Here is an 11,774-nt window from a genome sequence, read left to right as displayed (position 1 = left end):
ACGCATTACTCTCTTTGACTACTACTCTCCATAGTGGAGTTAGCCCGGTCGACATGGAGGACCCCGTGACTGCCCTGAAAGCCACCACTGCGTCGAAGTCGCGGCGGCGTGCCGTGACAGTTGCTGCACTCGCTGCGGGTGCGGTGCTCGCGCTGTCGGGTTGCGGCGCCGGTCAGGTCTCGCAGACCGCCACCCAGGTCGCCGCCGTCAACGGCAACACTGCCAATGTCGGCTCCATCGCGCTGCGCGACGTGCGCTTCCTGCTCCCGCAGACCGAGGAGTACAACAACGCCAAGGGCGGCAAGGCCGTGCTGGCCTTCAGCGCCGTCAACCTCAGCGACAGCAAGACCGACGAACTGGTCAGCATCAGCACCGACCTGGGCCAGGTCAAGATCGCCGACAAGATCGAGATCAAGCCGTCCGGCACCGTCGTCGCCGACAAGCCGACCACCAAGGACGCGGCCGCCGCGGCCGCCGTGCGCGAGCAGAACGCCGGCGAGCCCGCCTCCGACAAGGCCACCGACCCGAACGCCAAGCCCGTCCTGATCGAGGTCACCGGCCTCACCAAGGACGTCACCCCGGGCCTGACCTACCCGCTGACCTTCGTCTTCAAGGAGGGCGGCACCGTCGTCGTCAACACTCCCGTCGACGCCGGCCCCAACAACCCGCGCCAGGAGCCCGCGAAGCAGGAGAAGGGCGGCGAGCACTGAGCTCCCGCTAGAGCACCTGACCGCGCCCGCCCCGACAAATCGGGGCGGGCGCTGTTGTGTCCGATCAGCCGTCAGGTTCGTGGCCGTCTCGATTCTGGACTGCGGCTGGAATCGACCTCCGCCTTGGAGCGGAGGAGGGAAGAACCGAGACCTCGGGGCCGCGAACCCGCCCGGAGCCCAGCGGAGGGCAAATAGGGCACAGTGTCGGGGGCGCTGGCTAGGCTGCCCGGCGTGGCCAAGGTGAAATCGCTGTACCGGTGCGCGGACTGCTCGCACGAGGTCGCCAAATGGGTTGGGCGCTGCCCGGATTGCAACGCGTGGGGGACCATCGAGGAGATGGCGGCGTCCGCGTCGGCGGTCGCAGTGGGGCGGCGGACGATGCTGCCGAGCACGGCGGCCGCGCCGATCTCGAGCATCGACTCCAACAAGACCCAGGCGCGGTCGACTGGGGTGTCCGAGTTGGATCGGGTGCTGGGCGGCGGGATCATTCCCGGGTCGGTGGTGCTGCTGTCGGGGGAGCCCGGGGTGGGCAAGTCGACGCTGTTGCTCGAGGTGGCGCACCGGTGGGCGCGGGCGCGCGACGAGATCGCGCTGTACGTGACCGCGGAGGAGTCGGCGGGGCAGGTGCGGCTGCGGGCGGACCGCACGGGCGCGGTGCACGACAAGGTGTACCTGGCCGCGGAATCGGATCTGGCGACCATTCTCGGGCACGTGGAGCAGGTGAAACCCTCACTGCTGGTGGTGGACTCGGTGCAGACCATGCTGGCCGCCGACGCGGACGGCGTGATCGGCGGTGTCACCCAGGTGCGGTCGGTGACGGCGGCGCTCACCTCGCTGGCCAAGGCGAGCGGGATCGCGGTGCTGCTGGTCGGGCACGTCACCAAGGACGGCGCGGTGGCCGGTCCGCGCACGCTCGAGCACCTGGTCGACGTGGTGCTCCAGTTCGAGGGCGACAAGCACTCCTCGTTGCGCATGGTGCGCGGCATCAAGAATCGCTTCGGCAGCACCGACGAGGTCGGCTGCTTCGAGATGCGGGAGGCCGGAATCCATTGTGTGGACGACCCTTCGGGCCTGTTCCTGCACCATCGGGGTGACGCGGTGCCCGGGACCGCGGTGACGGTCGCCATGGACGGCAAGCGGCCCATGCTGGGTGAGGTGCAGGGGCTGACGGTGGAGACCCAGGCGCCCGCGCCCCGGCGCGCTGTGAGCGGGCTGGACTACAACCGCGTTTCCATGGTCCTGGCTGTCCTGCAGAGCCGCGGGGGCGTCTTCGTGGGCAAGCAGGACGTCTACGCGGCCACCGTGGGCGGTATGCGGCTCACAGAGCCCGCCGCGGATCTGGCTGTCGCGCTTGCCATTGCGAGCGCCAGCCAGGATCTGGCGCTGCCCAGCGGCCTGGTGGTGCTGGGCGAGGTGGGGCTGGCGGGCGAGGTGCGCCAGGTGACCGGGCTCACCCGCCGGCTGGCGGAGGCGGAGCGGCTGGGCTTCACCGAGGCCCTGGTGCCGCCGGGCGCGGATCGCACCGGCCGCAGCATGACCGTGCGCGAGGTCGCCGATATCCGTGCCGCCCTTGCCGTTACCGGGTTGCGCCGACGGCGCGGTGCGCAGGCCCCGGCGGAAATGGCTGAATGACAGCCGAAATCGAATGAGGTCGCGGCATCGAATTCGATCCGGACCGGAATTCGGTTCGCAATTAACGGAATTCTCGAAAACGGCCGAGGCCGGAGTCCGGTCCATCGGATCCCGGCCTCCGCCGTCGTGTGCTGATTCAGACGAGATTGAAGGGCTCGGGGGCGCTGCGGACCGAACCGAGTTGCGCCACAACGGTGTAGGGGCCCGCCGGGACCTGAACCCGGTCGCCCGCGCAGTTGGGCTGGGAGGTGGCGCCGGACCAGGCCACGGTGAACGCGGCCTGCTGGCCGGGGGCCAGGGTGTGCACGTCGGGGGTGCCGTCCGGGTAGCAGTCGGTGCTGGACCACAGCCTGCGCTGGCCGTCCAGGGACTGGACCTGGACCAGCTGCAGGCCCGACCCCATGTCGCGTGCGCAGGCGGCGCTGGAGATATTGGTGATGACGATGCCGAACTGCGGCGGCTCGCCGACCTTGTAGGTGGGCTGCCCGACGGTCACCTTCACGGCGAGCGACTGGTCGGGGCACATACCCAGCGCGGCCGGCGGGATAGCGGTCGGGGCGGCGACGGACGGCTTGGCCGCGGTCGGCTCCGGGGCGCTCGCGGAACTGCTCGCGGCCTTGGTGGTGGCCGCGGCGCCCGAGGTGGTGGCCTTGGCGTCCGTCTTGTGGTCGCCGCCGCCCTTCAGCAGCGCGAAGGCCACCCAGATCACCAGCGCGAGGCCGAGCACCATCGCGCCGATCGCGACCGCGCGACGGCGCCAGTAGATTTCGGGTGGCAGTGGTCCGTTCGGTTCCAGCACGGTGTCAACGGTAAGGGCACCGTCCGGGTCATCCCGAGCAGGGTGTCGGCGTGTCGGACGTGAAAGCGCCTACGGGGGCGGTAAATTCCGCCGCCCGCGGGAGCGAAACGCGCATCCCCGGCAGAACCGACGCCACCCGGTTGGAGCGGGCTAGACCACTTCGCCGATGTTGCCGATGACGCGGTGCAGCTTGATCTCGCCATCGCCGAGGTTGTAGGTGACACAGGCGATGGCGCACTCGCCGGTGGCCACCCGCTGGGAGATGATCATCGACCGCTGCATGAGCAGGCGGGCGGTCTCCTCGACGTGGCGGGCCTCGAGCTCGTCGACCGATTCCAGGCCTTCACGGCGGCCGATGAGGATGGACGGGGTGACACGCTCCACGACCGAGCGGATGAACCCGCCGGGGACGTTGCCGTGGTCGAGGGCGTCGATGGTGGCGCGGACCGCGCCGCAGCTGTCGTGGCCGAGCACGAGGATCAGCGGCACCGACAGCACCTGGACGCCGTATTCGATGGAGCCCAGCACCGAGGCGTCGACGACGTGGCCGGCGGTGCGGACCACGAACATGTCGCCGAGACCCTGATCGAAGATGATCTCGGCGGCGACGCGAGAGTCGCCGCAGCCGAACAGAACTGCCGAGGGCTGCTGCCCGGCGACGAGCTTGGCCCGGTCGGCCGCGCCCTGGCTAGGGTGCTGCAACGTGCCGTTGACGAAGCGCTCGTTGCCTTCGCGCAAGGCTTTCCAGGCACTGATCGGGTTGTTATGCGGCATGTGTCCCATTTTCCATAGCCCTCTGGTTACCGGCGAGTCCTCAGCGTTACGGTCGGGCAAAGACGCGCCGACCGGATCGCCGTGCGCCCGGTGAGCCGCCGGGTGGGCGGAAACCGGCCTCGCCGAAATGGATACCATCGCGCGTGGCGGCGTGCGGGATTTCCCGGCTCCGAAACGGCCGGGAGGAGGCGAAGATGGACAGCGACGCGCTCATCGACTGGTATCGCGAGACCGCGCGGGACCTGCCGTGGCGACGGCCCGGCGTGACGGCGTGGCAGATCCTCATGAGCGAGATCATGCTGCAGCAGACGCCGGTGGTGCGGGTCGAACCCATTTGGCGGGAGTGGGTGGCCCGCTGGCCGGTGCCCTCCGCCATGGCCGCCGCACCGCAGGGCGACGTCCTGCGCGCCTGGGGCAAACTCGGCTATCCGCGGCGCGCGCTGAGGCTGCACGAGTGCGCCCGGGTACTGGCCGAGGAGCACGGCGACGAGGTGCCGGCCGACGTGGACGTGCTGCTGAGCCTGCCCGGGATCGGTGCGTACACCGCCCGTGCCGTGGCCTGTTTCGCGTACGGCCAGCGAGTTCCGGTGGTGGACACCAATGTTCGCCGCGTGGTGGCCCGCGCGGTGCACGGCCGCGCCGAGGCGGGCAATCCGGCGAACCGCGATCTCGCGGAAACCGAGGCCCTGCTGCCCGCGCGGGTCGACCGGGCCGCCGTCATGTCGGCGGCCCTGATGGAACTGGGCGCGCTGATCTGCACCGCGCGGACCCCGGATTGCGAGCGCTGCCCACTTCCCGTGTGCGCCTGGGTCACCGCGGGCCGCCCGGCCTCCGAGGTGGTGCGGCGCGTGCAGAAGTACGAGGGCACCGACCGGCAGGCGCGGGGCCGCCTGCTCGACGTCCTGCGCGGGGCGTCGGGTCCGGTGGAGCGGGTTCGCCTGGACCTGGCCTGGACTCGCGATCCGGGCCAGCGGGATCGGGCCCTGGATTCGCTGCTGGTCGACGGTCTCATCGAACAGACCCCTGACGGCCTGTTCGCGCTGGCGGGCGAGGGCAGCTGACCCGCGGACGCCCCTCCCGGGCCGAGGGGTCGTTGTCCGGGAGGGGCGTGCAGGGGCGATCTGCCGCCCCTCATGCGGTAGATCGCGGTGTCGCAGCCGGTTTCGCGGGATCCGGCCCGAAACTCAGGCGGCGACGAGGACTCGGCGGCGATTACGGGTGCGGCTGCCCATCACCCGGCAGATCAGGTAGATCGTGAACGAGATGGTGGTGACGAAGGTCGAGATCGGGACGCCGGGGGCCAGCGACAGCAGAATGCCCCCGACGGCGGCGATCTCGGCGAACACGATGGACAGGATCGCCACCCGGGCTGGGCTGGCGGTGAGCTGGGCGGCCGCGGCGGCGGGAGTGATCAGCAGCGAGAGCACCAGCAGCGCGCCGACGATCTGGACGCCGAAGGCCGCCGTCACGCCGAGCAGCACGGCGAACACGATGGACAGCGCCCGCACCGGAACACCACGCGCCACCGCCACTTCCGGATCCGCGCTGGCGAACAGCAGCGGGCGGTAGACGGCGGCCAGCACCACCAGCACGGCGGCGGTGCAGGTGGCCAGCAGGCCGAGCCCGGAATTCCCGACGCTGACCACCTGACCGGTCAGCAGCGAGAACTTGGAGCCCGCGCGTTCCGGGCCGAGCCACAGGAACAGCACCGACAGGCCGAGGCCGAAGGACAGCACCACGGCGATCACCGAATCACGTTCGCGGGCACGGGAACCCAGCACGCCGAACAGCACGGCCGCGACCACCGAACCGATGATGGCGCCCAGGCCGACGCCGATGCCGGCCAGCAGCGCGGCTGCCGCGCCGGTCAGCGAGAGCTCGCTGGTGCCGTGCACGGCGAAGGACATCTGGCGGCTGATGATGAGCGGGCCGATGGCCCCGGCCAGCAGGCCGAGCAGGGCGGCGGCGAGCACCGCCTGCTGCACGAAGTCGTAGGACAGCAGATGAGCGGTGGTGGAGACGTCGAACATCTGCGAGAACAGCTTGGACAGCTTGTCGATCATGCCCGCGTCTCCTGTGCCTGCTCGCCGTGGCGGTGCTTGCTTTCGCCGTGGCAGTGGGCCGCACCGGATTCGCCGAGGGCGTCCATGGCGTCGCCGGTGCCGACGACCACCAGGCGGCCGCGCACGCGCAGCACGTCCACCTCGGTGCCGTAGAGCTCGGAGAGGGTCTCGGAGGTCATGACCTCGTCGGGCGTGCCGATCCGGAACTGCCCGTCGACCAGGTACAGCACCCGATCCACCAGCGGCAGAATGGGATTGATCTCGTGCGTCACGAACAGCACCGCGGTGTCGTGAGTGCGCCGCCGCCGGTCGATGAGCTCGGAGACCAGCCGCTGATTCGCCAGATCCAGCGACAGCAGCGGTTCGTCGCACAGCAGCACCCGGGGATCACCGGCCAGCGCCTGCGCCACCCGCAGCCGCTGCTGCTCGCCGCCCGAGAGCGCGTCCAGCGGCGCGTAGGCGAACCGCTCCGCCCCCACGGCCGAGATCGCCGCCGCCACTTTGCGTTTGCGTTCCCTGCGCCCGCGCAGCCCGAGCCCCCACCGATGCCCGTCCACCCCGAGCCCGACGAGGTCGACCCCGCGCAGCTGCGCCCCGCCCTCGATGGTCTTCTGCTGCGGCACATACCCGATATCCGGATTCCCCACCCGCACCGGCGATCCCGCGACCTCGGCGGTTCCCGCGGTCAGCCCCAGCTGCCCCAGCAGCATCCGCATCAACGACGTCTTCCCGGACCCATTGGGTCCCAGCACCGCAATGAATTCCCCCGGCGCCACCTCGAGATTCAGCCCCTGCCACAACGTCCGCTCGCCGAACGACAGCCGCGCATTCGACAGCCGCACGGCCGGGGTGCCCCGGCCGCCGTGTGCGCTGCCTGCGCCCGTGGCCGGCGCGCCGGAGCCGGCGTTCGCCGTCGTTTCGACCTGCGCCGCAAGGGTGTTCGTATCGGCGGTGGGGGTCGAGTCGGTCGACGGAGGAGGAGTCTCGGCGCAGGCCGAGCGTCCGGAGAGGGTGCGGGGGCGCGCTCCGGTGAGGGCGCAACCGGCTTTGGGCGTCGTCACGCCGGCATCGGGTGCCTGCGCGGGGTTCGCGGTCATGGTGGTACTCCCGGATGCGGCGGTCGGTCAGGACAGGGCCTTGGCGAGGGACTGGGCGTTGTTCGTCATCCAGGTGACGTAGTCCAGGCCCTTGGGGAGGGTTTCGGTGACCTCGACGACGGAGACGCCGGACTTTTCGGCGGTGGCGCGCAGGTCCCTGGTGAGTTTGTCCTCGGTCTGGATGTTGTAGACGAGGGCGCGGACCTGCTTGGCGCTCAACAGGTCTCGCACGGCGGCCACGTCCTGGGGCGCGGGGTCGGTGCCCTGTTCGACGGCCTCCTGGAAGGCGTGCGGGGTCCTGTCGTCGGCCTTGGCGGCGGTGAGCAGGTAGGCGGCCAGCGGCTCGGTCTGCAGGACCGGCTGGTTCGGGTGCTCGGCGGCGATCTTGGCGGTCACGGCCTCGATGGGGGCCAGCTGCGCGGCGAAGGCGGCGGCGCGGTCGGCGAAGGCCTGCTTGTGGCCGGGGTCGATCTCGCCGAGGGCCTCGGCGATGTGCTGGGCGATGTGGCCGACCTGGTGCAGGTCGTACCAGACGTGCTCATTGGCCTCGTGGTCGTGACCGGCGGCCTCGGTCCGCGCGGAAGTCGGTGCGGCCGAACCGCTCTCGTGCGCGTGATCGCCCCCGGTGGCGATGTCGAAGGCGTTGACGGTCTTCGTGTTCCGGCCCGCGATGGCCTTGTCGATGAACTCGTCGTAGTGGCCGCCGTTGTAGACGACCAGCTTGGCGTCGGTGATCTTGGCGGCGTCGGCGGGGGAGACCTCGAACGAGTGCGGGTCCACCGTGGGGTCGTCGATGATCGATGCGACGGTCACGTCCGGCCCGGCGACGGCTCGGGTGATATCGCCCCAGACATTGGTGGAGGCGACGACGGTCGGCTGATCGGAGCTCTTGGCACTGCCGCAGGCGGTCATGGTGGCGACCGTCGCAAGTCCGGCGGCGAACACGGCGAATCCTCGGGCGAAGCTGGTGGTCACGCGGGCACTCCTGGCACTGCGGCTTACTAGTAACGAAAACGATTGCCATTTGAATGTAGCGCAAACGACCGTTAGGTCCCTAGCCCCGGGTTGGGAGATGTGGCCTGCGACACCTGCGGCCCACCTCGGACCCGCGCAGAAAACGGCCCCCGCGAACAGATGTTCGCGGGGGCCGCTTCGGTCGTGCGGTCCGGCCTAGGTCATCGCCGCGACCGGCAGGCTCAGCAGCTGCGCGCAGCGGAGCAGGCCGAGGTGCGAGTACGCCTGCGGGTGGTTGCCGAGCGAGCGTTCGGCGACCGGGTCGTACTCCTCGGAGAGCAGACCGGTCGGTCCCGCCACATCCACCAGCTGAGCGAACAACGCCTCGGCGTCCTCCCGCTTGCCGATGAGCAGGTACGCCTCCACCAGCCAGGCGGCGCACAGGTGGAACCCGCCCTCACCGCCGGGCAGCCCGTCGTCGTGGTGGTACCGGTACACCGTCGAACCGCTGCGCAGCTCGGCCTCGGTGGCCACCACGGTGGCCGCGAACCGCGGATCCGAGGGATCGATCAGCCCGCTGAGCCCGATGTGCAGCGTGGCCGCGTCGAGGTCGGTGCCGTCGTAAGCCGCTGTGTAGGACTGGACTTCGTCGTTCCAGCCCTCGGTGCGGACCTCGTCGGCAATGGTGTCGCGCAGCGGCTCCCACTCGGGATCCGCCGGCCGCCCGAACTGCCGGGACAGGGTGAGCGCCCGGTCCACGGCGAGCCAGCCCATGACCTTGGAGTAGACGTGGTGGCGCGGATTGCCGCGGATCTCCCAGATGCCGTGGTCGGCCTCGCGCCAGCGGCGCTGCACCGCGGAGACCATGGCGTGCACCAGTTCCCAGTCCGCATCCGGCAGCGCCTTCGCGGGATCGTTGACGCCCTTGCGTTCCCGCGCGTGCGCGAGCTGGGAGATGAGATCCACGATGGGCCCGAACACGTCCAGCTGCACCTGCATGTTGGCCGCGTTGCCGACGCGCACCGGCCGTGAGCCGGCGTAGCCGGGCAGCTGGTCGATGACGGCCTCGGGGGGCAGCGTCTCGCCGTAGAGCGTGTACAGCGGGTGCAGTCGCTCGGGTCCGGGCAGGGTCTCGAGCACCCGGTGCACCCAGGCCAGCAGATCCTCGGCCTCGCTGAGCGAGCCCAGCGAGACCAGCGCGGACGCGGTGAGCGAGGCGTCGCGCAGCCAGCAGTAGCGGTAGTCCCAGTTGCGCACGCCGCCGATGTCCTCGGGCAGCGAGGTGGTGGCCGCGGCCAGGATGGATCCGGAGGGCGAGTGCACCAGCCCGCGCAGGGTGAGCGCCGAGCGCTTCATCAGATCCGGCTTGAGCGGCGGCAGTTCGAGCGTGCCCACCCATTCGGCCCAGTACCGCTCGGCCTCCCGGCGGCGGTCCGACTCGGCCCGCATGGCGGGCGCGAGATCGGAGGTGCCGCACCGCATTTCGAGCACGATCGGGCCCTGTCGCGGGTCGACCACGGCGCGGGCGGTGTGGTGGTTGCCGTCGTCGATGATCTCCCATTCCACGCCGGGGGAGCGCAGCACGATCGGATCGTTGGGGCCCTCCACCTTGAGCCCGCCGGTGGCGGGCAGCAGCCGTACCGGCACCTGCCCGAATTCGGGGCGCGGCGCGAAGGTGATGACCGCTTTGGCGTCACCGGTGATGACGCGGGTCAGGTCGGTGCGCTCGGGTACCACGTCGTGCGGCAGGTAGTCGACGACCTGCAAACTGGACCAACGGGTTTCGACGGTCATGGTGCCGTCGACATAGCGCTGCGACAGCGGCAGGCTGGTGCGCTCGGGCTGAATGGTGAAATGGCCCGCGCCCGGTCCGCCCAGCAGATGGGCGAAGACGGCGGCGGAATCGGGTTCGGGGTGGCACAGCCAGGTGACGGTGCCGTCCGGTGTGACAAGGGCTTTGGAGCGCGGGCTGGCCAGCATGGTCAGCCGCTCGATTCGAGGGGCGGAGGCACCTGCCAACCACGTGCGGCGTTCCTCGAGGAGGAACGCCAGCGCCTTCGACACCTCCTCGGTGCTGGCGACCCGGTACTCGGCCAGCGATTCGCCGTCGCCGACCTTGATACCGACGTCCGGTCCGGAGAGGCGTTTGAAGGCCTTCTCGTCGGTGACGTCGTCGCCGATGAACAGTGCCGCCGAGGCGCCCTGCTGATGCCGGACGATATCGAGTGCCGCGCCCTTGTCGGTCTCGACCACCGCGAGTTCGATGACCTCCTTGCCCTCGGTGGTCTGCACGCCGACCCAGCTGGCCGGGCCCTGGCGCACCGCAAAGACTGCGCGATGGCCGATTTCGGGGCTGGCATTGCGGACGTGCAGGGCCACGCTGGCCGGTTTGATCTCGACAGAAGCGCCCGGATTGTCCTGAGCGATCTGCGTCAGGGTCGTGGTGACCTCCTGCAGCAGCTGTTTCGCGTCGTTGTCGATGGCGTGCACGAAGCCGACATCGAATTCCGAACCGTGACTACCGATCAGCTGCACCTCGACGGGCAGCCGGGACAGGGCCGCGAGATCGCGCAGGGCGCGACCGGAGATCACGGCGGCGGTGGTTCCGGTGAGTCCGGCGAGAGCGCGTAAGGCGCTCACCGACTCCCGATGGGGATAGGCCTTGGCCGGGTCGGAGACGATGGGCGCGATCGTCCCGTCGTAGTCCGAAGCGACCAGCAACCGTGGCACGCGGGCGATGGCCGACAGGGCACGGCGAAGTTCCAGTGACAAATCCTGTGCGCTCACGCATCCAACCTAGTGATCGGAGGAGATTTTTCAGGGCGCGAGTGATGCTACTGGGTCTTGATTGCTCACTCGTGTGTGCGGTGATACATAGCGTTTACGAGACACTTCCGGGTCGTTCACGCTTTTTGTGAGACACGCGCGGGTTGCTCTGCGTTCACCCCGGCTGACCAGCGGGGTTCCAGCAAACGCGCAACGGGCTGCCCGGTTCTCCGGACCGGGCAGCCCGTTGCGCATCGAGCGAACGCAAGCTTGCGTTCGTGCTACTCGCTATTCGTTGCCGCTGCCGATCAGCAGATCGACGGTGAGCTCCAGGCGCTCGGTCACATCGGTGGCCGAGGCGCGGCGGGTCAGCCACGCAACCAGATTCGACAGCCACACGTCGGAGATGACGCGGGCGATGGCGAGCTGGCGGTCGCTGGGAACCTCGTCGGAGAGGGCACGGGCGAAGAATCGGTCCATCACCTTGCCGACCCGATCGACCTCGGCGGCCGCGGAGGCGTCGGCGAACATGAAGGCGCGGGTCATGGCCTCGGTGAGCAGCGGGTCGCGCTGCATGGCCCGGGTGACCTGGGTGAGCAGCAGGTGCATGCGCTCCTGCGGGGTGGCGCCGGCGAGCGGCTTGCGCCGGCCCTCGAACTGCTCGAATTCCCGGGCCAGGGCGGATACCAGCAGGTGCACCTTGGACGGGAAGTACCGGTAGAGCGTGCCGACGGCGACATCCGCGCGTTCGGCGACCGCTCGCATCTGGACCGCGTCGTAGCCACCCTTGGACGCCAGCGCGAGCGTGGCGTCGAGGATGCGCTTGCGTCGGTCGCGCTGCGCCGCCGAGCTCAGATCCTCCTCGCTGAGGGTGGTGACGGGCGCGGTGCGTCCACCGGGCACCCCGTCGGCGGCCTGCGATCGGGAGGGACTGGCCATCGGTTGAGAGTCCTTTCCTGCACGAATCGTTCGGTTCATC

10 protein-coding genes are annotated in these 11,774 nt (G+C 70.0%); 3 read left to right on the top strand and 7 right to left on the bottom strand.

Going from position 1 to position 11,774, the window contains the following annotated elements:
• Window positions 1-65: 65 nt before the first annotated feature.
• Together AB0L60_RS03450 and radA are read left to right on the top strand one after the other, a co-directional pair.
• The gene (locus tag AB0L60_RS03450) at window positions 66-710 is read left to right on the top strand and encodes a hypothetical protein (RefSeq protein ID WP_364606442.1); all 645 of its coding nucleotides are present in this window, start codon (window positions 66-68) and stop codon (window positions 708-710) included.
• A 231-nt stretch (window positions 711-941) separates the two neighbouring features.
• The gene (gene radA, locus AB0L60_RS03445) at window positions 942-2,342 is read left to right on the top strand and encodes a DNA repair protein RadA (protein WP_364606439.1); all 1,401 of its coding nucleotides are present in this window, start codon (window positions 942-944) and stop codon (window positions 2,340-2,342) included.
• A gap of 136 nt (window positions 2,343-2,478) precedes the next feature.
• Here radA and AB0L60_RS03440 read toward each other — a convergent pair whose 3' ends face one another.
• Entirely contained in the window at window positions 2,479-3,141 is a 663-nt protein-coding gene (locus AB0L60_RS03440; RefSeq protein WP_364606436.1) for a hypothetical protein, read from the bottom strand.
• A 150-nt stretch (window positions 3,142-3,291) separates the two neighbouring features.
• Entirely contained in the window at window positions 3,292-3,915 is a 624-nt protein-coding gene (locus tag AB0L60_RS03435; RefSeq protein ID WP_364606433.1) for a carbonic anhydrase, read from the bottom strand.
• A 194-nt stretch (window positions 3,916-4,109) separates the two neighbouring features.
• Between AB0L60_RS03435 and AB0L60_RS03430 the strand changes: the two genes are divergently transcribed.
• Window positions 4,110-4,976 carry an A/G-specific adenine glycosylase gene (locus AB0L60_RS03430; RefSeq protein WP_364606430.1) on the top strand — a complete coding sequence of 289 codons (867 nt, stop codon included), beginning with the start codon at window positions 4,110-4,112 and terminating at the stop codon, window positions 4,974-4,976.
• A gap of 123 nt (window positions 4,977-5,099) precedes the next feature.
• On the opposite strand, the gene AB0L60_RS03425 is transcribed toward AB0L60_RS03430, so the two are convergent.
• The 5 genes from AB0L60_RS03425 to kstR form a co-directional block, all read right to left on the bottom strand.
• Window positions 5,100-5,978: a metal ABC transporter permease gene (locus tag AB0L60_RS03425; RefSeq protein ID WP_364606427.1), complete on the bottom strand. Its 879-nt coding sequence runs from the start codon at window positions 5,976-5,978 to the stop codon at window positions 5,100-5,102.
• Window positions 5,975-6,820 (bottom strand): ATP-binding cassette domain-containing protein, encoded by an 846-nt coding sequence (locus tag AB0L60_RS03420; RefSeq protein ID WP_364606770.1) that lies wholly within the window; start codon window positions 6,818-6,820, stop codon window positions 5,975-5,977. The genes AB0L60_RS03425 and AB0L60_RS03420 overlap by 4 nt, the downstream gene beginning before the upstream one ends.
• Before the next feature lie 282 nt (window positions 6,821-7,102).
• On the bottom strand, window positions 7,103-8,050 hold the full coding sequence (locus tag AB0L60_RS03415) for a zinc ABC transporter substrate-binding protein (RefSeq protein ID WP_364606424.1): 948 nt from the start codon (window positions 8,048-8,050) through the stop codon (window positions 7,103-7,105).
• Window positions 8,051-8,245: 195 nt separating this feature from the next.
• Window positions 8,246-10,816, bottom strand: coding sequence for a trehalose-phosphatase (otsB, locus tag AB0L60_RS03410; protein ID WP_364606421.1), 2,571 nt, complete (start codon window positions 10,814-10,816; stop codon window positions 8,246-8,248).
• Between the two features lie 267 nt (window positions 10,817-11,083).
• On the bottom strand, window positions 11,084-11,734 hold the full coding sequence (gene kstR / locus AB0L60_RS03405; RefSeq protein WP_040854337.1) for a cholesterol catabolism transcriptional regulator KstR: 651 nt from the start codon (window positions 11,732-11,734) through the stop codon (window positions 11,084-11,086).
• Between the last annotated feature and the right edge of the window lie 40 nt (window positions 11,735-11,774).

The organism is Nocardia sp. NPDC051981, assembly GCF_040680715.1.
Classification (GTDB): Bacteria; Actinomycetota; Actinomycetes; order Mycobacteriales; family Mycobacteriaceae; genus Nocardia.
This window is presented reverse-complemented; position numbering and strand designations above follow the sequence as displayed.